Source organism: Flammeovirga sp. SubArs3 (assembly GCF_947387565.1).
GTDB lineage: Bacteria > Bacteroidota > Bacteroidia > Cytophagales > Flammeovirgaceae > Flammeovirga > Flammeovirga agarivorans.
Genome location: NZ_CANDOA010000002.1, coordinates 1 through 23988, shown reverse-complemented (window position 1 = coordinate 23988; position 23988 = coordinate 1). Strand labels below are relative to the sequence as shown.

20 protein-coding genes and 2 rRNA genes are annotated in these 23988 nt (G+C 36.1%); 12 read left to right on the top strand and 10 right to left on the bottom strand.

Going from position 1 to position 23988, the window contains the following annotated elements:
- Window positions 1–3 precede the first annotated feature (3 nt).
- From trpD to QL232_RS04555, 4 genes are all read right to left on the bottom strand, one after another.
- On the bottom strand, window positions 4–987 hold the full coding sequence (gene trpD / locus QL232_RS04570) for an anthranilate phosphoribosyltransferase (protein ID WP_168881212.1): 984 nt from the start codon (window positions 985–987) through the stop codon (window positions 4–6).
- Between the two features lie 73 nt (window positions 988–1060).
- Window positions 1061–1630, bottom strand: coding sequence for an aminodeoxychorismate/anthranilate synthase component II (locus QL232_RS04565; RefSeq protein ID WP_168880280.1), 570 nt, complete (start codon window positions 1628–1630; stop codon window positions 1061–1063).
- Between the two features lie 63 nt (window positions 1631–1693).
- Complete coding sequence (locus QL232_RS04560) at window positions 1694–3100, bottom strand: anthranilate synthase component I family protein (protein WP_281613282.1); 1407 nt, start codon at window positions 3098–3100, stop codon at window positions 1694–1696.
- A gap of 368 nt (window positions 3101–3468) precedes the next feature.
- Entirely contained in the window at window positions 3469–5382 is a 1914-nt protein-coding gene (locus tag QL232_RS04555) for a PQQ-binding-like beta-propeller repeat protein (protein WP_281613281.1), read from the bottom strand.
- 238 nt (window positions 5383–5620) lie between these two features.
- Between QL232_RS04555 and QL232_RS04550 the strand changes: the two genes are divergently transcribed.
- The 4 genes from QL232_RS04550 (at window position 5621) to QL232_RS04535 (ending at window position 8662) form a co-directional block, all read left to right on the top strand.
- The gene (locus QL232_RS04550) at window positions 5621–6262 is read left to right on the top strand and encodes an ATP-binding cassette domain-containing protein (protein WP_281613280.1); all 642 of its coding nucleotides are present in this window, start codon (window positions 5621–5623) and stop codon (window positions 6260–6262) included.
- Between the two features lie 9 nt (window positions 6263–6271).
- A complete protein-coding gene (locus tag QL232_RS04545) occupies window positions 6272–7489 on the top strand; it encodes an FtsX-like permease family protein (protein ID WP_168880276.1) in 1218 nt (405 codons plus the stop codon).
- A 1-nt stretch (window position 7490) separates the two neighbouring features.
- The gene (locus QL232_RS04540; RefSeq protein WP_281613279.1) at window positions 7491–7937 is read left to right on the top strand and encodes a hypothetical protein; all 447 of its coding nucleotides are present in this window, start codon (window positions 7491–7493) and stop codon (window positions 7935–7937) included.
- 77 nt (window positions 7938–8014) lie between these two features.
- Window positions 8015–8662, top strand: coding sequence for a hypothetical protein (locus tag QL232_RS04535; protein ID WP_281613278.1), 648 nt, complete (start codon window positions 8015–8017; stop codon window positions 8660–8662).
- Window positions 8663–8686: 24 nt separating this feature from the next.
- Here QL232_RS04535 and QL232_RS04530 read toward each other — a convergent pair whose 3' ends face one another.
- Complete coding sequence (locus QL232_RS04530) at window positions 8687–9133, bottom strand: MerC domain-containing protein (protein WP_281613277.1); 447 nt, start codon at window positions 9131–9133, stop codon at window positions 8687–8689.
- A 215-nt stretch (window positions 9134–9348) separates the two neighbouring features.
- On the opposite strand from QL232_RS04530, the gene QL232_RS04525 reads away from it, so the two are divergent.
- From QL232_RS04525 to QL232_RS04510, 4 genes are read left to right on the top strand one after another with little or no spacing between them, the layout of a single operon-like run.
- Window positions 9349–10569: a cysteine desulfurase gene (locus tag QL232_RS04525; protein ID WP_281613276.1), complete on the top strand. Its 1221-nt coding sequence runs from the start codon at window positions 9349–9351 to the stop codon at window positions 10567–10569.
- A 17-nt stretch (window positions 10570–10586) separates the two neighbouring features.
- Complete coding sequence (locus QL232_RS04520; RefSeq protein ID WP_168880271.1) at window positions 10587–11024, top strand: SufE family protein; 438 nt, start codon at window positions 10587–10589, stop codon at window positions 11022–11024.
- 19 nt (window positions 11025–11043) lie between these two features.
- Window positions 11044–11388 (top strand): iron-sulfur cluster assembly protein, encoded by a 345-nt coding sequence (locus QL232_RS04515; protein ID WP_168880270.1) that lies wholly within the window; start codon window positions 11044–11046, stop codon window positions 11386–11388.
- Between the two features lie 38 nt (window positions 11389–11426).
- Window positions 11427–11840, top strand: a complete 414-nt coding sequence (locus QL232_RS04510; RefSeq protein WP_281613275.1) for a BrxA/BrxB family bacilliredoxin — start codon at window positions 11427–11429, stop codon at window positions 11838–11840.
- Window positions 11841–11894: 54 nt separating this feature from the next.
- Here QL232_RS04510 and QL232_RS04505 read toward each other — a convergent pair whose 3' ends face one another.
- Together QL232_RS04505 and QL232_RS04500 are read right to left on the bottom strand one after the other, a co-directional pair.
- Complete coding sequence (locus tag QL232_RS04505) at window positions 11895–14708, bottom strand: OmpA family protein (RefSeq protein WP_281613274.1); 2814 nt, start codon at window positions 14706–14708, stop codon at window positions 11895–11897.
- Window positions 14709–14730: 22 nt separating this feature from the next.
- Complete coding sequence (locus tag QL232_RS04500) at window positions 14731–17094, bottom strand: OmpA family protein (protein WP_281613273.1); 2364 nt, start codon at window positions 17092–17094, stop codon at window positions 14731–14733.
- A 216-nt stretch (window positions 17095–17310) separates the two neighbouring features.
- Here QL232_RS04500 and ubiE point away from each other — a divergent pair, with 216 nt between their 5' ends.
- A complete protein-coding gene (ubiE, locus tag QL232_RS04495; RefSeq protein ID WP_168880266.1) occupies window positions 17311–18036 on the top strand; it encodes a bifunctional demethylmenaquinone methyltransferase/2-methoxy-6-polyprenyl-1,4-benzoquinol methylase UbiE in 726 nt (241 codons plus the stop codon).
- A 23-nt stretch (window positions 18037–18059) separates the two neighbouring features.
- On the top strand, window positions 18060–18791 hold the full coding sequence (locus tag QL232_RS04490) for an outer membrane beta-barrel protein (protein ID WP_281613272.1): 732 nt from the start codon (window positions 18060–18062) through the stop codon (window positions 18789–18791).
- 37 nt (window positions 18792–18828) lie between these two features.
- On the opposite strand, the gene QL232_RS04485 is transcribed toward QL232_RS04490, so the two are convergent.
- The gene (locus QL232_RS04485) at window positions 18829–19455 is read right to left on the bottom strand and encodes a hypothetical protein (RefSeq protein ID WP_168880264.1); all 627 of its coding nucleotides are present in this window, start codon (window positions 19453–19455) and stop codon (window positions 18829–18831) included.
- A gap of 118 nt (window positions 19456–19573) precedes the next feature.
- Here QL232_RS04485 and QL232_RS04480 point away from each other — a divergent pair, with 118 nt between their 5' ends.
- Complete coding sequence (locus tag QL232_RS04480) at window positions 19574–20563, top strand: acyl transferase (RefSeq protein WP_168880263.1); 990 nt, start codon at window positions 19574–19576, stop codon at window positions 20561–20563.
- A gap of 10 nt (window positions 20564–20573) precedes the next feature.
- Complete coding sequence (locus QL232_RS04475; protein ID WP_281613271.1) at window positions 20574–20723, top strand: hypothetical protein; 150 nt, start codon at window positions 20574–20576, stop codon at window positions 20721–20723.
- A gap of 136 nt (window positions 20724–20859) precedes the next feature.
- Here QL232_RS04475 and rrf read toward each other — a convergent pair.
- Together rrf and QL232_RS04465 are read right to left on the bottom strand one after the other, a co-directional pair.
- Window positions 20860–20971 (bottom strand): 5S ribosomal RNA (gene rrf, locus QL232_RS04470).
- A gap of 121 nt (window positions 20972–21092) precedes the next feature.
- Window positions 21093–23971, bottom strand: a 23S ribosomal RNA gene (locus QL232_RS04465).
- Between the last annotated feature and the right edge of the window lie 17 nt (window positions 23972–23988).

The window sequence follows — 23988 nt, the reverse complement described above, 5'->3', positions numbered from 1 at the left end:
GACTTATGATACTAACTTTTTAAATGCTTTAAATGCAGCTCCAGATTCTAGAGATTCTCTTGCTTGAGCAACTCCTTCTTCTAATTCTAGACCTTTTCCTGTTGCAATGGCAACACCTGCATTGGCTAATACGGCTTGTTTCTGAGGTGCAGTACCTTTGTTTTCTAGAACATCCGTAAATATTTTAGCTGACTCTGCAATCGTCCCACCACCAAACAAAGATTCTTTCGTTTGATAATTCAAACCTAGATCTTCTGGTTTTAATAACCTTTCAGAGTCTTTTGTAATCATTTTAAACGGTGATGTTAATGAGATTTCATCATAAATATCTAATGAATGAAGAATCGCAAATTGCTTGTCTGTCTGTTGATATAAATACCCGTATAATCGAGCTACTTCTAAGCTAAATACACCAACAATCTGTTTCTTCGGGAAAGAAGGATTTACCATTGGACCTAACATATTGAAAAAGGTTTTCACTCCTAATTCTCTACGGATAGGTGCTACATTTTTCATAGCTGGGTGAAACAAAGGAGCATGGATAAAACAAATTCCTGCTTCATCTAAATTCCTTTTTAAAGTATCTATATCGTTGGTAAAATCGTAACCAAAATGTGCCATCAAGTTTGATGAACCACAAACTGAGGAAACACCATTATTACCATGCTTGGCTACATTCTGACCTGCTCCTGCTACAATAAAAGAGGATAAGGTTGAAATATTAAAAGTGTCTTGGCCATCACCTCCTGTACCGCAAAGGTCCATGGCATCAAAATCATCTAAATCTATTCTTAAGCACAATTCTAACATAGCATCTCTAAATCCCGTCAATTCTTCAACGGTAATACTACGCATAGAATAAACAGTAAGGAAAGCTGCAATTTGAGAAGGGTTAAATTCTCCTTGTGCTAATTTAGTTAAAGTCGCTTTGGCTTCTTCTTGTGTTAAAGAGCCATATTCAAAAAGTCGGTTCAGTATCTTCTTCATCATTTATGAATTAAGAGTTCTTTTTATCAGTTAAGTATAGTTTTGCTTAACTATAAGTTATCCACTCGATGTTTTAGCCTTGTATCCAATTTTTTAACATGTCCATTCCATGTTCAGTCAATACAGATTCTGGATGAAATTGTACACCTTGTACATCAAATTCTTTATGCTGAAAAGCCATAACAAATCCTTTTTCATCTCTAGCAGTTACTTGTAAAGGAGTACCAGCTAAACTATCTGATTGAACTACCCAAGAGTGATAGTGTCCAATTTTAAAAGTATTGGGTAACCCCTGAAATAATTTTGCTTCTGGTGTAGTTACTTGAGCTTGATCTGCTACACCATGCAATGGATAATTATTTTCTAAGGAAGCTCCAAAGGCTTCACCTATTGCTTGATGCCCTAAACAAACACCCAAAATACTTTTTGTTGATGCATATGTTTTAATCACTTCAGGCATTATCCCTGCTTCAGAAGGAATACCTGGTCCTGGAGAAAGAAGAATTTTATCATATTTCCCTACTTCTTCCAAAGTGATTTTATCATTTCTAAATATCTCTACCTCTTGCCCTAGATCTCTTAAATAATGTACTAGGTTGTATACAAAAGAGTCGTAATTATCTAAAACTAAAATTTTCTTCATTGCTTTTTACTTCACCCTCTTCCTAAAGAAGAGTTATTGTTATTTCATTCTTTAAGATGAGGATTACAGCTCCTCGGCCATATTCAATGCCTTTCTAAGTGCAGCCAACTTGTTATGTACTTCTTGCAATTCGCTTTCTTCAGAAGACTGAGCAACAACACCTGCACCTGCTCTATAATGTAGTTTATTATCTAAGCTCAAGAAAGAACGAATCATGATTGCATGGTTAAAATCTCCATTAAAGCTCATAAAACCGATAGCTCCACCATAAAAACTACGTCTTACATTTTCATATTTATCGATCAATTCCATGGCTTTGTACTTTGGTGAACCTGATAATGTACCAGCAGGGAAAGTATCTGCTACTACTCTTAAAGGATCTGTACCTTCCGTTAGGTCACCATTTACTTTCGATACTAAATGAATAAGATGTGAGTAATATTGTATTTCCTTAAATACTTCTACCTCAACATTACCTCCGTTTCTACTCAAGTCATTTCTTGCTAAATCAACTAGCATTACATGTTCTGAGTTTTCCTTAGGATCATCGTATAATTTTTGAGCAATTTCGGCATCTTGCTTATCGTTACCTGTACGCTTAAAAGTTCCTGCAATTGGGTGGATAGTAGCTTTTTTATCTTTGACAATGATTTGAGCTTCAGGAGAAGAACCAAAAATCTTATATGTACCGTAGTCAAAGTAAAATAGATAAGGAGAAGGGTTTATTGAACGTAATGCTCTGTAAACATTAAATTCATCACCTTGGAAATCTTGTTGGTATCTTCTTGATAATACTATCTGGAAAACATCTCCTCTAAAACAGTGGTCTTTCCCTTTTTTCAAGACTTCTAAAAATTCTTCATCAGTGAAGTTTGTCGTCTCTTCACCCGATCTTGAAAAGTGATATGCAGGGAAATTTTTACTTTTTATCAGTGTCTTGATTTCTTCGATATTACTTTCGCTATTATCACCTTCTGGGATATGCTCAAAAATATGAAGCTCATTTTTAAAATGGTTGATTGCAATGACATATCTAAAAGCTTGATATCTAATTTGAGGGATTTCAGTATCAACTTTATCACTATCGAACTCAATTTCTTCGAACGATTGTACCGCATCGTAAGTCATATATCCAAACAACCCATGTGATGGAAACTTCTGATTTTCGTCTTGCTTATGCTCAAAAGACTTCGAAAAAACTGACAGTTCCTGTAATGCTTCAGCATATGTAGTTAATGTCTTTTTTTCTTCTTCCTTATTTGGGTATTGAACGCGTAATAATTTGTCTGTAACAGAAATCTCAGCCACTGGCTCACAGCAAATAAAAGAATAACTATTATCTGCTCCATGATAATCTGAACTCTCTAACAATAAGCTATTTGCAAAACGATCTCTTACTCTCAAGTAAATGCTTACTGGAGTAACAGTATCTGCAAGAAGCTCCGCATGTGTGTTGATAAAACGGTACATATTTTTATTTTTAATTAGTTGAATATCAAAATTGAAACATAAAAAAAAGCTCACTGAGTGACCAGCGAGCTTTTCAATAATATCTATATAAAATAAAGCCTATACGCAACGGTTCACTCAATTTGAATTAACTGAGCGCCACCACCATGACTTTACGATATTTCTTGTTACATTTTTCATTGCGACATAAAAGTAATAAGTAGAATATAAATTCACAATCAAAACTCTTAATTTTTACAATTTTAATTGATCTTGAGTTTTTTTATATGAATAATATAATATTCAGACAATTATTTAGAAAAATCGTAAAACAAAAGAGTCATCTTATAAAAATAAGATGACTCCTTTCAACAACCTCATAGAATGATTTAGTTCAAGTAGTATGCAGTTAGTTTACCACCAACAACAGCATATAAGATATTTTGAGATTCAATGATCTTATATACTACCTTACGGTCACTACCTACTTCAAATCTTTCAAGCTCTTCACCAGTATTTTTATCTACTTTGATCATCGTTAACTGATCACCTGCTTCAGTTTTCACACCTTCCATAAAGAACGCATGGTTACCAATAACTTGAGCTTTACCATGAAGTTTATTTTGGTTTCTGATTTTCGCTAATTGCTCTCTTTGTAAATCAGAAACTGCTTCAACATTTCTTGTTGTTTCAGGACTCATAAACGGAGCAGCAAATTCAGTTTCACCATTCGAATTAGTTGAACCAATTTGTACTGATGTTGATAAGTCACCAGCAATTTTACCTGCCATTAAAGCTGCTTTAGCTAAACGGTCAGCTTCTAATTGCTTGTAATATTTTTGAGATACTAAAGTACCTTTCTTATCTAAACATAAGAATTCTTGAGGACCAACAATAAAGTAACCTTTTTCTGTAGTTTCAAAGAAGAAAATATCTTTTGGCTCTTCAATATCGAACTTAGATTTTTCTGGCTTCTTCTCTACTAAGTTAGGGTTAAATAAGTATAGTTTTTTCTTATCTAAAACTGCAACCATTGTTGATTGGTCATCGAATGATACTTTATCAGTGTTCGCTTTAAAGTTCCAGATTTTCTTACCAGAAGTTTTGTCATAGAATCCTAAACCTCTTGAGTGGATCATTAAAATACCTTTCTCGTATTCTTTTTTGATTACACCACCTTCGATATCTTCATCCATATCAAATTTAATTGGCTTTTTCCATTGCTCAGATGCATCAGATTTTGCAATTAACATTTGCTTGTTTCCGTAGAATACTTCTAGGTTATCACCTAATAGCTTCACTTCTTTGACATTACCTGCTTTGTAACCTTTTTTCCAAATAGACTGACCTGATTTGTACTCATAGATGTTAATTGAGTTTCCTGAGTTTACTAGGAATTCACTATCACTAACATTCATCGATGAAATGTAGCTATCATCCAATTTTACAGGCTTCTTCCATAATGGCTGACCATTTTTGATATCTAATGCTTGGATTTTTTTACCCAATTTCACTTCACCATATTTCGGCTGACCAAATGCTGATGGAGCATCTACTACTACTAAATACTCTTGCTTGTTGTCTAAGAAAAACGCACCTGGGTTTACTTCGTTTTGCCAAACAATTTCACCTGAATTTCCTTTCAATAAGAACAGTGTTTTACCTCCTCTATAGATGAAATCACCAGAGTTAGTCACTTTTGGAGATAACGATACATCTAATGATGAAGTAGCTCCAGCCATTTTTAATAGTTTACCAGCACCTGTCATGCTTCCTACTACTGTTTTCCAACGTACTGATTTGTCATTCATATCAATACAGTATAATTTCTTTTGTTTATCAGCAGTTAATGTCTCTACTAAATAAACATATGCTTCAGCGATAAAGTAAGTTTGAGTAATTTTTGAATACTCATCTTCACCTTCACCAAGGATTACTTTACCTGTAGTAATATCAATAGTTTTCTTGTCTACTGAAACAAATGGAGATAATGGAATAGGTTGCCATGATTCGCTAACTAATGAATTGAACTGTCCACCAGCTCCTGCCATGTTAGCAATATTGTTTACTTTTTTTGCACCTTCGTTTGTTGCGTTTTTCTCAAGTCTCCAGATAAATGATTGTGTATCTGGATTGATACCATAATAGAACTTTGAAGTTTCTAATACAGAAATCCCTGTGAAAGCATGTACGAAGATTTGTTTTTCATTACCCTCGACATCTAAAATCCAGGCCACTTTTTTTTGAGCAAAGGCAGACAGACACAGTAATAGTGTGACAATAGTTAAAAAGCTTTTTCTCATTTTATTAATAGCTTACAAATAGTTTATAAAAAAATAAATAGATATATAGAAGTTGTTGTATTATAAATTTAGAGCACACATTAATTAAAATCCTAGGTAGCTAAAGAAACATCTTTCGAGATATAGTTTTATTACTATAAATTCTTAATAAACTTATAATCATAGATATTACAACAGATATAGTAATCTAAATTCTTGAAATATTAGTATCTTTTCGGTCTCTTATATAAACACGAAGATGATTCAAACAAATCAACTAAAATATACCTATTCAAATACCACTAAAATCAGTTTTCCAGACTTTAATATTGGTGCTGGTGATGAGATGCTAATTTTAGGTCCATCAGGATGTGGTAAAACTACATTACTACATCTACTAGGAGGATTGTTACCTAACCAAGAAGGTAAGATTGTTATTAATGGACAAGATATAACGGATCTAAAAGGCCGAAAAATGGATAAGTTCAGAGGAGATAATATTGGTATTATCTTCCAGAAACCTCACTTTGCTAGTGCCTTAACAGTTGAAGAAAACTTAGCTTTTGCACAGAAAGCAGCAGGGAACCAAGTAAATAAAGAGCGTATAAAGTATTTATTAAACCGACTTGGAATACTACAACATTTAGGACAATCACCTAAAAAGATGAGTGAAGGTGAAAAACAAAGACTCAGTGTTGCTATGGCATTAATAAATAAGCCTACGCTACTCTTGGCAGATGAACCAACTGCGAGTCTTGATGATTACCATGCAGAATCCGTTATTCAGTTATTAAGAGAATTATCAGCGGAAGAAAATACTGCATTAATTATTGTTACTCATGATAGCCGTCTTAAGACTGCCTTCGATGGTCATGTATTGAATCTAAAACCACTTCACTAATCTTCCATTATGAACATCTTTCAATTTGCCTGGAAAAACCTTTGGCATAAACCTTTAAATACATCATTAAACCTTGTTCTCTTTGCTTTTGGTGTAAGTATTATTTCTGCATTACTACTCACTCAAGATTATTTCGAACAAACATTAAAGAAAAATCAAGCAGGAATTGGAATGGTTGTGGGAGCAAAAGGTAGTCCTTTGCAACTTATACTGTGTGCCATTTACCAAGTAGATACTCCTACAGGAAATATCCCTTTAGAAGAAACTAAGAAATTACAAAAACATCCACTTGTGGCTAAAGCGATCCCTCAATCACTTGGAGATAGCTATAAAGGCCATAGACTTGTTGGTACTACTCATGAGTATCCTGAATTATATAAAGCCACTTTGGCAGAAGGTAAACTTTGGGATGAGGAGAAACCTTTTGAAGTAACCATCGGAGCTGCGGTTGCTAAAAAGTTAGGATTAGAAATTGGTGATGATTTTCATAGTTCACATGGCATTGGTGGAGGTGGACATCACCACGACCATGAACATTTTGAAGTGGTAGGAATTCTTGCTCCTACAGGTACCGTAATCGACCAATTACTCTTAACCAGTTTAGCATCAATTTGGGATGTGCATGCTGAGGAAAATGAGTCAAAAGTAAACTTTGGTAACCTTGGAGATAAAGGCAAAGATCATGGAAAAGAAATTACTACGATGTTAATCAAGTTCCGAAATCCGATGGGTGCAATTACGCTTCCTAGAATGGTCAACGAACAAACATCAATGCAAGCAGCAAGCCCAGCATACGAAACAGCAAGACTACTTTCACTTTTAGGTGACGCAATCACTGCTTTAAAGTTTCTTGCCATTGCTATTATGATCGTTTCGGGGTTAAGTATTTTCATATCACTTTTCAACTCATTAAAAGAAAGAAAGTATGAGTTGGCTTACTTACGATCATTAGGTACCAATCAGAACTATATTTTTGGTTTACTTATTATTGAAGGCATGCTATGTTCCGTTTTAGGATATATAATTGGCATTACTTTAAGTCATGCTTCTATCTATATCGCCGCCAACCAAATCGACACTCTAAATGCTTTAAATATTGGTGGAACTGCATTTAATACCGGAGAAATCTATTTATTTGCAGGAACTTTAATTATTGGCTTCATCGCTTCTATACTTCCCGCTATTCAAGCGGCTAGAACGAACATTTCACAGGCATTATCTGAATAATATGAAACTTCACACACTATTTTTACTTTTCACTTTTATACTAATTCAATCTGTATGTTCAGCCCAAAACACCATGGATGTTTGGAAGACCTTAGGGCATGTAGAAATGAAGACTTACATGGATGAGACACTTGGTTTCGAAGTTTCAGAACCTATTTTTGGTGGGGAAGTCGAAATGCTAGATGGTTCTCTAATTACTATTTCAGGGTATATCTTACCTGTTGATAGTGAAGATGGTACAAGTATCTTGTCCTACATGGCTTTTGCTAATTGCTTTTTCTGTGGTAACGCAGGGCCTGAAACCGTTATGGAACTGGATATCCCGAAAAAACAAAGCTGGGTAAATAAGAAAGTAACTGTGAAAGGTAGATTGAAATTAAACAGAGATGATTTTTATAGTTTGATATATAAATTATCAGATACTGTGCTAATTAAGGTAGAAGACTAAATACAACATCGTTTAATATCTAATATTTACAAATATTTTCATTATCTTGAAGTCTAACTTAATTGACTTCATTATCCATGTTAAATACATTTGGCAAATTATCATTAGAGTCAAATGAACAAAGTGTACATCAAGTCATTGACCATTATCTTTTTCAACTAGTAAAAAATACTTTTCGATTCTGCAGTTTATTGTTACTGAACTTCACAATTGGGTCAATCATTTGCAATTCACAAATTTTCGGAGACTCTACGATATTAGTAGGATCACTATTTGGTGTCGGTTTATTATTAATCACAATCACTCAAATAGGGTTTTCAACCTATAGATATATTTCATTTATTTTACTAAACAAAGGGAATGTCTTTATCTTCTTTAATAGTAAAAAACTGATTAGTTTCTACTTAAGGGTATTATCAGAAAAATATCTTTTGGAAGAAGTAATTGGTGGTATGCTAAGTGGGATAACAAAAGCAGACGATATCATTCATCACTACAGAGATCTTAATAAATTAAGAACTAGTGTTATTGAAGTAATTGTTCAAAAAATAATGATTTATGGAGTATCTATTCTACTCTACATATTCATATTTAATCAGTTCCTAATAGACCGATTAGTGATTTTAGCTCCTGAGCTAATAAATACTTGGAAGATCTACCTTGTTCCTTACTTACTTGCTCTAGATTTTATTTTTAATGTAAACTTAACTGGTTTGTTGATTTAGTTGATTACGGAAGTCTAGACTAGGTTATGATACACACACTTTAGAATCACATTCTTTTGATGAATGCGAAAACTTTAAATTTGCTAAGTGTAAAGCAATTAACGCAAAAGAAGCTGTATAAGATAAAACAGCTAACCATACAGGCTCAAACCCTACATATTTAATCAACATTGATGTTGCATATACTAAGTAAGACAACCATAAACCCCATTTTATAGGTTTTGAGTGAGTCTTTTTACTAGCAAAATAAACAGCAACACCTCCTACTAGAATCATAGAGATATCTAATACCCCCCAAAAGTCAAATACGTGACCATGGTCGTGATCATGTCCATCATGAATATGAGAGACAGTAGAGCTGATAAATATCAAACCTGATGTTAGGATACAATGTATCAGGCAAAAGAATGAGCCGGTAAATCCTATCTGATCTGCGTATTTCTCTAACTTTATTTGAACTTTTTCAATCATGCTACAAAATAAATTCTTGTAGACGAAAATTGCAAACTTGTCGCAAGTAAGATGACGTCGCAATATTTAATTTTTCTTAAAGCATCAATATTTCATCATATATTCATGTTTTTCCTAAATATTTTCAATGAAAACGTCAAGAAACTTGAATACAAAGAACTTTTATACAAAATTGCAGTTTCATTAGATATAGATTGATTCTAAATAGTATAAAAATGATTGACGTAGAACAACTTCGTAGTGAATTTCCAATATTAAGTACAGAAGTAAATGGTCATCCATTAGTATATTTTGATAATGCAGCAACCAACCAAAAACCAAAAGTTGTTACTGATGCATTAACAGAGTATTATGATGGCTATAATTCAAATGTACATAGAGGAGCTCACGCCTTAGCGGACAAAGCTACACAGGAGTTTGAGCGTACTAGAGAGTTAATCAAAGACTTCATCAATTCTCCTAAAACAGAACAAGTAATCTTTACTAAAGGAACTACAGAAGGTATCAACCTTGTAGCAAATACTTTTGGTAGAGCGAATATTACCAAAGGAGATGAGATTATAGTTTCTACGATGGAACATCATTCTAACATTGTTCCATGGCAGATGATTGCTCAGGAAAAAGGAGCGGTTGTACGCCCTATTCCCATCACTGATGAAGGAGAAATTATCTTCGAAGAATTTGAAAAAATGCTTTCAGATAAAGTGAAGATTGTTTCTGTTGTACACGCTTCTAATGCATTAGGAACAATAAATCCTATTGAAAAAATCATTGAAAAAGCTCATGAAGTAGGTGCTAAGGTATTGGTAGACGGTGCTCAATCTGCTGCTCACCTTCCTATTGATGTACAACAATTAAACTGTGATTTCTTTGTGACTTCCGCTCACAAAATGTTCGGACCAACAGGTATGGGCTTTTTGTATGGTAAAGAAGATATCTTAAACGATATGCCTCCATTCTTAGGTGGTGGAGAGATGATTAAGGAAGTATCGTTTGATGGTACTACTTTCAATACTCTTCCTTACAAATTTGAAGCAGGCACTCCAAATATTGCTGATACAGTAGCTTTTGCAAAAGCTCTCGAATTCATCAATAAATATGGTAAAGAAGATATAGCAGCTCATGAAATTGCTTTGTTGGAATATGCTACTGAGAAATTAACTTCAGAAATTCCTTCAGCAAAAATAATCGGGCAAGCTAAAAACAAAGTTAGTGTACTTTCGTTTGTGATAGAAAATATACATAACTACGATATAGGAATGATGTTAGACGCAAGAGGAATTGCTGTAAGAACAGGACATCACTGTACGCAACCTCTAATGGCTCGTTATAATTTAGAAGGTACAGTTAGAGCATCATTCTCAGTTTACAATACTTTTGAAGAGGTAGATAAGTTTATCGAAGCTCTAAAAAGAATTGTCAAAATGTTTGGTTAAATAATAGGTGTAAAATTATGACAGTGGCAACAAAAAGTATAGAAGAAGTACAAAACGATATTATTGAAGATTTCGATTTGTTAGATGGAGATAGAGAATCAACAATTTTCTACATCATGGAACTTGGACAAGAATTACCACCTCTTGATGAAAAGTTTATGGTAGACGAAAACTTGATTAAAGGTTGTCAATCTAAAGTTTGGTTAACTACTGACTTTATAGATGGTAAAGTAATTTTCCAATCAGATAGTAACACAGACATTACAAAAGGATTAATTAGCCTTCTAATTAGAGTATTAAATGGTCGTTCTCCTCAAGAAATTATTAATGCCGACCTTTTCTTTTTTGATAAAATAGGAATGAACGGTGTAATCGGCTCTCAACGTTCGAACGGTTTTGCATCTATGATAAAGCAAATGAAATTCTACGCTTTAGCTTACAGTGCAAAAAACTAAATAATAATTGAATAGCGTTATGTCAGAAAATAAAGAATCTGTATCACCTGTAAGTAATACAGAACTAAAAGATAAAATCGTTACTGCAATAAAAACAGTTTACGATCCTGAAATTCCAGTTGATGTTTTTGAATTAGGTTTAATCTATGATATCAACATTATTCCTCCTCTAAATAAAGTACATATACTTATGACTTTAACAACTCCTTCTTGTCCATCTGCAGAGCAGATTCCTGGTGAGATCGAGCAAGTTGTGAAAAGTGTTGAAGAGGTGAGTGATGTAGAAATTGAACTTACATTCGAACCTCCATACACAACAGACATGATGTCTGAAGAGGCTAAACTTGAACTTGGTTTCTTATAAAATCTTCTTTAAATCGAATTTAATTAACAACGAAAAATATGTATCCTGAACATTTAACAGCTCCTATGAAAATGGAGTTAACAGACAATGGCTTTACAGATTTAACTTCTGCTGCTCAAGTAGAAGAAACTTTAGCAAAAGAGGGAACTACTCTTTTAGTAATCAACTCTGTTTGTGGTTGTGCTGCTGGTACTTGCCGTCCAGGTGTACTAGGTTCTTTAGCAAAAACAGAAAAGAAGCCTGCACAATTAGCAACAGTTTTTGCTGGTGTTGACCAAGAGGCTACAGCTAAAGCAAGAGAGTTGATGTTACCATACCCTCCATCATCTCCAAGTATCGCTATGTTCAAAGATGGTGAATTAGTTCACTTCATCGAAAGACATCACATTGAAGGTCGTTCTGCTGATATGATTGCGGAACACTTAGTAGCAGTTTATAACGAATTCTGCTAATTCAACTTCAAATCAAAAAAGGGCTGACTCTTCATTGAGTCAGCCCTTTTTTATTTACTTAGCATTAGAAACTACCTGAAACTTAAACTGAATTCTTCTATTTTCACTCCTTCCATTACGAGTACTATTAGAAGCTATCGGTTCATCCTCTCCTTTACTGTCAACACTAATCCTATTAGGATTTGATAGATCTTTAAAGAAATAAGCTACAGATTTCGCTCTTTGCATTCCTAAATAAGTATTATATACATCTGGTCCAGTACTGTCTGTATGACCAATTATTTTTAAACCTTTTAAAGGATTATTCTCTAAATAATCAAAGATTTCTTGTAATACATCATCATGTGCATGACCAAACTCTTCCGAATTGAATGGGAATTGGATAGTCATATCTTCAATACGGCTTTCAAAAGCTAAATCTTCGTTTGATTTTGCTATTGAGGCTCCACTAGTTCTTGTCTCTACAAGTTCAGTAGTTCCACTGATTAACTCTTCATGAATTTCATCATGATCATGTTGAGGGTCATAATTTACATAACCATCTTCTGCAACTTCATCTTCAATATACTGAAGGTTCATCCCAGTGGTGGCATCAGAAACAATATTGGAAGTAAGTTGTTCTCTTTCAACTCCATTATCTTCCATATATTTGAAGACCTGATTTATTTCCATCAAACTCTTTTTCGAATTGTCAGCTGTGATCACTAACTCTAAATAAGCACACTGCTTCAATTCTGATAAAAGGTGTGATAACTTCCCTTCGTTTCTTTCAATAAACTCAACATCATTTCGAGTATCTAACTCGTAGTATTCTTGATCATAAGTCTCAATTGTACAATTGGCTGCTCTAGATAACATTTTTCTATATCCCTTCGGACGAATAATGTATTCCATTCTATCATTCTTCCAACTATCAGGACTATCTTTTAAATACAAAGGAAAACGAGTACCATAACCAATATTCTCATTAATAAGGTTATCATCTTCGACACCAATAGTCTTAAGTCCCTCTAATGTTTCCATTGATTTCGTTTTTGTTTCAAACTCTAATACCAATGGACTTTTTGAATCATCAAAATTCGAGTGGCCAATTATTTCTAAACTATATGATGAGTGATCATCTACTAAAGTTTTTAACTCTTGTAATTCTGCTGTTGAAGAAGCTAAGTCTAGTTCTCCATCTTTAAAATAGATGTTATTTAAAGGCTCAGATTTATTTACTGCAAAAGTCTGTAATTCATAAAACTCATTGAGCTCAATAGTTGGTGTTTCATATAAATCAAAATTGATTCTTTCCGATTTAAATAAGTAACCTTCTGCAGAAACAAGGATAGCATAATCATCAGCACATCGATGCATAAACTTTAGCTGTCCTCCATCAGTATATACAATTTCGTCTTTCTCTACTTCGTGAGTTTGAATGTTCACTAACTTCACATGAGCTTTTACCTTCTTAGCATTTTCAGTGTTTACTTTTAAGTTAAAGAAAACAACTTTACGAACGTTAGATTCATTATTCTTTACACAGTAAATATCAAAGCCACCCATTCCCTCTTCACGAACTGAAGAGAAGTAAGATTCAGATCCATCTGCCGACATTACGTAAAATAGATCATCACTTGGTGAGTTTACAGGATAATTCAATTGCTCTAATTCTCCAAGTTCTCCTGTTTTCAAATCTATATCGACTTTAAAAACATCAAAACCTCCAATACTATGGTGGCCTTGTGAACTAAAGTAAAGTACTTTACCGTCTGGGTGGATATAAGGAGATTCTTCATCTAAGTCTGTATTGATTTTATCTCCCATATTTTGAGGTTCAGCCCACTCACCATTAGGTAGTTGTCTTACTATATATAAATCTTTTCCTCCATGAGCATTTTTATCTGTCCTATTACTAGTGAAAATAATTACTTTTCCATCACTAGACATACTCATATGTGTTTCTAGTGCTGAAGAGTTAATTGGAGCACTAATAGGTTTTGGGGAAGTCCATTTTTTCCCTTTTCTATGCACTTCATAGATATCCCCAGGATTTACTGTACTTGCACCTACACTTCTGTACATAAATAACTGGTTGCCGTCTGCTGTTAGTGCAATTGCGGCATCATGCTCTTCCGTATTGATTTCTACAAACTCTTTTGGAGAACCCCAATATCCATCTTCTCTTCTATCCATATAGAACACATCCTGATAAGGTAGTTGATCATGTGGATCTAACTCATGATGGCTTGAGATATCCTGACGGTGAGATGTAAAGTACAAACGTTGAGCATCAACAGTAATAATCGGAGTAATATCTGGAAGGTAAGTATTTGCTAAAGAAAGGTTTAGCATCAACTTATCATCAGCCTGCTCCATAAAAGCCGTTCCTCTTTGTGACTGTTCGATGAATCGATCTAGCTCTTCAATTGTATAATTTTGATATCCTGCATTTTTCTTAGCTTCTTTCAAAGCATCTTCATCAAGCTTTGCAAGCTCGCCTCTTGCCTTTTGGTAAGCGACTACCGCCTTATCAAACTGTGTTGATAACTGATAGTTTTTACCTAACCAATAGTTCACCTGACGCATATCAGGAGATAACTCATTGGCTTTTTCAAAATAAGGCAATGCATCCACTTTATTTTTAGTGGGTGAGTAGAAAGTAGCAATACCTAAATAATACCACATTAAAGCAATAGATGGACTTAATTTGGTAGATTCAAGCATCTCGTCCTCCACGAAATGATATTCCTCTAATCGTAAATACGTTTCAGCCTCTTTCAAGGCTTTTTTCTCCTTGTTTGTTAATTCTTGTCCAATAGCAAAAAAAGAAGCAAAGTGAATGAGTAGTACGATGAGCAACAGTCTTTGTCTAGGGTAACACATTGTGATAGTCAGATTAATTTACTTATTTAAAATTTTTGTATTCAAGTGGTGTAAATGAAATTCGTCTATTCTTTTTTCTACCCTCTGCTGTAGCGTTATCAGCAATGGGTTCATCGAAGCCGTAAGACCTAAATTTCATCCGTTCCTTTTCTATCCCCAAAATTACTAATTGTTGAACAATTATTTTTGCACGTTTCTCACCTAAAATATAGTTAAACGAAGAAGTACCTATATTATCGGTATGTCCACCTATCTCAATCACCAAATTTGGGTATCGATCCATCACATCATAGATCTGTTCTACTACGATATAACTCTCAAAAGTAATTGCATTACTATTAGATGCGAAGGTAATCGTTCCGACAACATCTAGTACTTCACCAAGGTGAGGAGTAAGCTGTGGGATGGTATCTTCTACAACAGTTTCTTCATAAACAATGACCTCTTTTTCAACAGGTAAAATGATATATTCTATACGGTTGTTTTTTTGTCTACCTAAACTAGATTGATTAGAAGCTACAGGAAATTGCCAACCCAATCCTTTTGCCTCAATTTTATCTTCAGCAACACCCAACTTAAGTAATTGATCAGCAATAAGATCTGCTCTCATTTGAGTTTCATAAACATTTACTGTAGAATCCTCTTCTACCTTCGCTGAGTGTACATAAATACCGACCTTATATTCTCCTGTAGTTTTAGTGAAATTTGCTAATGCTTTTAACTCTGAACTAGAAGAATTATCCAAGTGAGTCTTCGATGCAAAAAAGATATTATTGAGTTTTTCTCTATTCTGTTCTTCAACTCTTTGTAACTGAACAGTTTCGTTCATTTCGATATACTGTTCCTGACCTTGAATATGAATATTTTTAGAATGGAATAAATAACCTTCTTGCGTAAAACGTATACCATAATTCAATTCAGGTTCTAGATATACTAAATATTTGCCACCCTCAGCAACAACACTTTGAAGCACTTCACCAGTTGTATTATCTACTACTTCTATCGTTGCTTCGATCAGATTATTTGATGTTTCATCCCTTACCTCACCTGTTAAAGCAATAAGGTTAATCGTTTGAGACGGAATCATTGCCATATAAATATCCTGACCTCCATAGCTATCTTCGCGAATAGAAGAGAAATAACCTCTCTCCCCATCCGAAGAAATAGAATAGAAAATATCGTCACCTGCTGTATTAATGGGATAGCCAATATTTTTCGCTACCGACCATTCCCCTGTTTTTTCATTCCTCTCTGAGTAAAAGATATCATAACCACCCATACCTTCATGTCCTTTTGAACTGAAGTATAAGATATTTCCATTTGGGTGTACAAAAGGGCTTTCTTCATCATATTCTGTATTAATATGATCACCTAAATTTTCTGGATCTCCCCATTCTCCATATTTATCTTTATGGATAACATAAATATCTTTTTCTCCCAAGGCGCCTTTCCCTGATCGATTACTTGTAAAATATAAAGACTGTCCATCTGCAGTTAATGAGGCATGTGTTTCCCAATTATCGGAATTTATTCCTTTTGGCAATTTCTCAGGGCTTGTCCAAAGTTTCCCATTCCATTCACTAAAAAAGATATTTCCCGTATGGCCTCGGTCACTTCGGTATAAAAACAAAGTATTTCCAGAAGGGGATAATCCTACCGCTGCATCATGTCCGATTGTATTTACTGAGTTACCAATTGAAGTTGCTTTTGACCAATTTCCCTCTTCATCTCTAAGAGAAATATATACATCCTCATAATAGAGTCCATCAATTGGATCTATATCTTTTCCTCGGCTATCTGGTCTCCTTGCTGTGAAAATCATCATCTGTTCATCTGCAGATAAAACAGGAGCCAATTCCTGATACTCAGTATTAATGTTAGGACCTAAATTGACAATCAACATTTCTAGAGAATCTTCCATCAAGTCAATACTAGTTAAGCATTGTTTTTTGAGTTGATTGATCTCTTTGTTAATGTCTCTATCACTGTAATCAAGAAATTCTAGATACTTGTCATAATAGTCGTATGCTTCTTGGAACTTATGATTATACTGTAATGAAACCGCCATCAGACGATAAATATCTTCGTATGACTCATAATCCGTAACCTTTTGGAGGTACGGTAATGCATGACTTTTATTTAAGGTTTGAGAGTATATATAATTATACCCCATAAGATAATTCCAGTCTTCAACTTCTTTCCCCTCTTCTTTCACTTCCAATAAAACATCGACTGCATGATGATACTCTTCAATACGCATGTAATCTCTAGCGTATCGAATAGCTTTTTTGAAGTCTGATGAGTATTTATTTTTTTGTGCTTGAACAGGTTTTATAAAAAGAAAAAGTACCGAAAACAGAACGAATCGATTAAAAAAGTACTTCATAAAAATGATAATAAAATATGTCGTTAGTACAGTATTGAATAGTAGGATAATGTAAACAAAATCATACTATTAAAAGTTAAATGCAAAAAGCGTTGGTCTAAGCTTTTAAAAGTGTAATTTTGCACATCAAAGATTGGATTAGACCAATAATTGAGTCCACAATATTAGCAATCTATACAATAGTAACCTATTGGTAGAGAAAAAATTGTATAAAACATGACAGTATTACCATATAAAGATAGCAATGACGGGAAGAAAGAACAGGTAGCCAGTATGTTCGATAATATTTCTTCAAAATATGATTTATTGAACAGGGTACTTAGCGGAGGTATTGATATCTATTGGAGAAAAGTTGCTATTAATAAGCTAAAAAGTAAACAGCCAAAAACAATTCTTGATGTTGCCACTGGTACAGGTGACCTTGCTCTTCAGGCATGGAGTACTTTACAACCAGAGAAAATTACAGGTGCAGATATCTCAGCTGGAATGGTTGAAGTTGGTAGAGAAAAAGTAGCTAAAAAAGGACTTTCAGACAAAATCGATTTACAGATTGGCGACTCTGAAAACCTTCCTTTCGAAGACAATTCTTTTGATGCTGTTACTGTTGCTTTTGGTGTGAGAAACTTTGAGAATCTTGAAAAAGGGTTATCAGAAATACAAAGAGTGCTTAGACCTAATGGCACATTAGTTGTACTTGAATTTTCACAACCAACTAATTTCCTATTCAAGCACTTATATAGATTTTACTCTATGAAAGTCCTTCCAACAATAGGAAAGATTGTTTCAAAAGATAACTCAGCGTATACTTATCTTCCAGAATCAGTAGAAAAATTCCCATATGGAAAGGCCTTTACTGATATCTTAGACAAGTTGGGCTATAAATCAGTCACATGTACACCACTCACGTTTGGAATAAGTTCAGTTTATACTGGCCAAAAATAATTATTACAAGTTTTATCTTTTTGTTGGCTTTTTCATACACTGCAAAAGCTCAACAAAAAGGTAAAACCAGTACAATACTAAATCTGCCTAATTTTGATAAAAAGAAATTCCATTATGGATTTCAGCTAGGTTTTGTTTCATCACCAGTTGGTTTAGATCCGTCGGAAAATGCTTTTCAAATTAACGGTACTGATACAACTGCTGTATATATCACTCCTCAAACTACAGCAAGCTTTTTATTAGGTTTTTTAATGAATATCAAATTATCTGACGATAACCATTGGCATTTACGAATATCACCTAATGTATCTTTTTATTCTAGAAGGTTTACAATCGACTCTTTAGGATATAACCTTCCTTCTTCAGACGATATTATCATTGACCCTAATCGTGATTTGGTACAATTACAATCCAATACCTCTTTGGAAATACCTATTATGTTTAAGTATCAATCCAAAAGAAGAAAGAATCACAGGCTTTATCTTTTAGGTGGTTTAACTCCTTCATTTACTGTTGCAACCAAACAAGAATCTACTCGAGAAGAGTTTTGGATTACATTGAAGGAATACAACCTATCTTTCACTTGGGGATTTGGTATGCACATTTACAATCGAATGTTTTGCTTATCACCTGAGATAAGAATTTCACATGGACTACTTAATGTAGCTGACCCTGTGGATACCTCATTATATATGCACACTGTTGATGCGATACGATTACATAAAATATCATTTATCATCAACTTTGAAGGGTAAGTAAGCTTGCCTTAAAAAAAGGGAACCCCCTTAAAAATCACTCTGGCTGATTTTGAGGGGGTTCTTCATTATCTTCTTTACGCTTCGGAGATCCTATCTCTATTCCTTCCGTTGTGATTTCATTACTTTCATTTAGTGCTCTATCACAAATATGAATATTAAACTTCACTGAATCTCCTTTGTATAGTGGTGACTCAAATACACCATCAAACCAAAGGACAATACCATACCGGAGTTCCCCTTCTAAAGGTCTATCTCTTCCTGAGGTATTCAACATTGGAAAACGACCATTGAAGTTAGTTTCGCCTTCATATGTTACGGGCTGATAAGTGCCGTCTTCTTCTTTTCTTAATACTTCAACAAAATAATTATTGTGGTACTTATTGTCTATTGTATCTCCATTTACCGGATCAATAGTTTTAGGAGCGTAAGGGCCTTCATTATCTTCTGGATCTAAGCCAAGATCTCCATCTCCGTCTTTAAAAGTAAAAGCGATATATACACTATCTTTCTTTTCCTCTGAATTATAATTTTCAATCCAGGCAAATTCTATTTCTGGTTCCAATGGAAATTCTGGCTCACCAAAACAAGATGAGAGCATCAGAAGTATTAACAACGGACGAATACGCTTTAAAAATTGAGTTATATATCTTAGCGAAATCATAGTTATTATGATAATTTTATTTAGTCTGCGAACTTTGTGTCACAATACTGAATTAATTATTTTACAAGGATATTTCTATACGAAGAAAATCATTTATATACATTCATAAAAGCATATAATGGAATTCATTCATCAATTCAAGAAAAAAATATTTTCTATTCAAAATGATCAGGATTTTGAATCTGCAGCGCTAGAAGCTTTTCACTTTCAAGCTGTTGCTAATCCAATTTATGCAAGTTATTTGAAGTATCTTGGAGTTTCTCCTAATAATATACATAAGATTACTGACATTCCGTTTATGCCTATTGAGTTTTTTAAGACTCAAAAGGTTCTTTGTGAGAATATTGATGAAGAAATCATTTTTAGAAGTAGTGGCACTACAGGTAGTGTAAGAAGTCAACATTATGTTTCAGACCTTAATCATTATAAAAAGATCACTACATCTTTCTTCCAATCTATATATGGATCATTAGAGAATATTCATATCCTAGCTCTTCTTCCTAGTTACCTAGAAAGAAAAGATGCCTCTCTTATCTGTATGGTCAGTGATTTCATGGAGCTATCTGCTGATAAATCAGACTTCTACTTGGATGATCTTCAGAAATTGGCAAATAAATTGCAGGAAATACAACAAAGTGGTGAAAAGGCTATTTTATTTGGTGTCACTTTCGCTTTACTTGATTTCGCTGAAAAATTCCCCTCAGACTACTCCAACATCACAATCATGGAAACTGGTGGTATGAAAGGAAGACGTAAGGAAATCACAAGAGAAGAAGTACACCAACAACTTAAAAAGGCTTTTAACTCTGACCTAATACATTCTGAATATGGTATGACTGAACTTTTATCTCAAGGGTACTCTCTCGGAGATGAACAATTCTTCACACCACCTTGGATGCGTATTTATTTTAGGGAGATCAATGATCCATTTGCATTATCAACTTCTAAACGTGGAGGTATTAATGTCATTGATTTGGGAAATATTGAATCCTGTTGTTTTATTGAAACTAAAGATATTGGTGCTCCAGGCAAAGACTTTAATCATTTTTATGTTTTAGGTCGCTTTGATAATACCGATATTAGAGGTTGTAATTTGATGGTACAATAAAAAATTTATAATGAAACGCTTTTTAATTATCTGTTCAGGTCTTTTACTTTTAGGCCTATCTTCTTGTAGAACATATAAAACTTGTCCTACTTATGCTAAAAGTGATGTAAAAAATGCCATCCTAGCAACTGAGAAAAATACAATGAATACAAAAAATTAATTTTTAAAACTGTATTCCTTAAAAATATTGAGCCTAATGCACAAAGCATTTAGGCTTTTTATTTTGCCCAAAAATCTTGGTACACAAAAAAAGGTTAGCTAACATCTTGTGTTAACTAACCTTCTATATCTAATGAATGTGGCGCCGACTTACTCTCCCGGGGGTTAACCCAGTACCATCAGCACTGTAGGGCTTAACTGCTCTGTTCGGAATGGGAAGAGGTGAACACCTACGTCATTGGCACCATCAATTTCTTAATGATCTAATGATTCTTTGAATCTAATCACTATCATAAAGTTATACTATAACTTCATTGACAGCGAAAAGGAAAAACTCTGTCGCTACCTCTCATTAAGAAAGGTAGCAACCGTAGAAAAGCTTTTGGGCGATTAGTACTTCTCAGCTGAATCCATCTCTGAACTTACACTTGAAGCCTATCAACGTCGTCATCTACAACAACCCTTATAAGGAAATCTCATCTCGAGGTGGGTTTCGCGCTTAGATGCTTTCAGCGCTTATCCGCTCCACACATAGGTACCCGGCGATGCTCCTGGCGGAACAACCGGTACGCCAGAGGTGTGTCCAACTCGGTCCTCTCGTACTAAAGTCAGAGCCTCTCAAATTTCCAACGCCCGCAACAGATAGAGACCGAACTGTCTCACGACGTTCTGAACCCAGCTCGCGTGCCACTTTAATGGGCGAACAGCCCAACCCTTGGGACCTTCTCCAGCCCCAGGACGTGACGAGCCGACATCGAGGTGCCAAACCTCCCCGTCGATTTGAGCTCTTGGGGGAGATCAGCCTGTTATCCCCAGAGTACCTTTTATCCTTTGAGCGATGGCCCTTCCATGCGGTACCACCGGATCACTATGTCCCACTTTCGTGCCTGGTCGAGATGTCTCTCTCGCAGTCAGGCTCCCTTATGCCATTGCGCTCTTCCGACGATTGCCGACCGTCGTGAGGGAACCTTGGAAAGCCTCCGTTACTCTTTTGGAGGCGACCACCCCAGTCAAACTACCCACCAAACAATGTCCGGACTTTAAGCCCGTTAGACCGTCGAACAGGAGAGGGCGGTATTTCAACAATGACTCCAAAACGCCTGGCGACGCTCCTTCACAGTCTCCCGCCTATCCTACACACTCCTGGCCAACGGCCAACGTTAAGTTGCAGTAAAGGTTCATGGGGTCTTTTCGTCCCGTTGCGGGTAAGCGGCATCTTCACCGCTACTTCAATTTCACCGAGCTCATGGCCGAGACAGCGTCCAGATCGTTGCACCATTCGTGCAGGTCGGAACTTACCCGACAAGGAATTTCGCTACCTTAGGACCGTTATAGTTACGGCCGCCGTTTACTGGGGCTTCAATTCAGCGCTTCGTGTTACCACTAACGCCCCCTCTTAACCTTCCAGCACCGGGCAGGTGTCAGGCTATATACTGAATCTTGCGAGTTCGCATAGCCATGTGTTTTTGTTAAACAGTCGCCTGGACTTCTTCGCTGCGGCCTCTTACAAAGTAAGTAGGCGCCCCTTCTCCCGAAGTTACGGGGCTAATTTGCCTAGTTCCTTAGCCATGAATCACTCGAGCGCCTCGGGTTACTCACCCTGACCACCTGTGTCGGTTTGGGGTACGGGATCCTATAACATAATCGTAGAAGGTTTTCTTGGAAGCGTTTCATATCGCTATCAGATTGGCCGTGGCCGCTCTGTACTGTCTCGTTTCCCCAAGCACCACGCATTTAACTATGGCGCCTATAGGTACGCGATTCAACGTACTATTCCGTCAGTACGCGGATACTTCATCACTCCGTCACTCCGTCGATGATATAGGATGCTCAGGAATTTTGACCTGATATCCATCGAGTATGCCATTCGGCAATCCCCTTAGGTCCCGGCTAACCCTGGGACGATTAGCGTCGCCCAGGAAACCTTGGTCTATCGGCGGGCAGGTTTCTCACCTGCCTTATCGTTACTTATGCCTACATTTGCTTTTCTGACCGGTCCACTGTACATCACCATACAGCTTCAACCCAGTAAGAATGCTCCCCTACCACTCGTGCCTAAGCACAAATCCATGTCTTCGGTGGATAGTTTAATGCCCGATCATTATCGATGCCCTGTCGCTCGACCAGTGAGCTGTTACGCACTCTTTGAATGAATAGCTGCTTCCAAGCTAACATCCTGGCTGTCTCAGCGACTGGACCTCCTTAGTTCAACTTAACTATCACTTCGGGACCTTAGACGATGGTCCGGGTTCTTTCCCTCTCGGACTAGGACCTTGGCACCCTAGCCCTCACTGCCGGTAGTGTTTGATGGCATTCGGAGTTCATCTAGATTTGGTAGGATATGACTCCCCCGCATCTAATTGGTAGCTCTACCTCCATCAAACTCATCCGACGCTGCCCCTAAAGGCATTTCGGGGAGTACGAGCTATTTCCAGGTTTGATTGGCCTTTCACCCCTACCCACAGGTCATCCGAAGACTTTTCAACGTCAACCGGTTCGGTCCTCCATTGTGTGTTACCACAACTTCAACCTGCCCATGGGTAGATCACCTGGTTTCGCGTCTACCTACACTAACTTATGCGCCACTTAAGACTCGCTTTCGCTACGGATTCACACCTTAAATGCTTAACCTTGCTAATATAGGTAACTCGTAGGCTCATTATGCAAAAGGCACGACGTCACTCAACGAATGAGCTCCGTCCGCTTGTAGGTATACAGTTTCAGGATCTATTGCACCCCGTTATTCACGGTACTTTTCACCTTTCCCTCACGGTACTTGTTCACTATCGGTCTTTTGGGAGTATTTAGTCTTGGCGGATGGTGCCGCCGGATTCAATGGGGGTTTCACCGGCCCCCACTTACTCAGGAACTCCCGCTCTCAATAACACTTGCCTGTACGGGACTATCACCCTCTGCGGCCGCACTTTCCAATGCTTTCCAGTTCATGTTATTTCGATTATCGGGGTCCTACAACCCCAGTCAAGCCGGAACTCAACTGGTTTGGACTCGTCCGCGTTCGCTCGCCACTACTTGCGGAATCACTATTGTTTTCTTTTCCTCCAGGTACTTAGATGTTTCAGTTCCCCGGGTTGGCTATATAAGTATGTCTTCAACATACTGAGTTGTCTCATTCGGATACCTCCGGATCATAGGTCATGTGCACCTCCCCGAAGCGTTTCGCCGCTTGTCGCGTCCTTCGTAGCCTCCAAAAGCCTAGGCATCCTCTGTATACCCTTATTTTGCTTTTCTTGATTCGATCATATTGA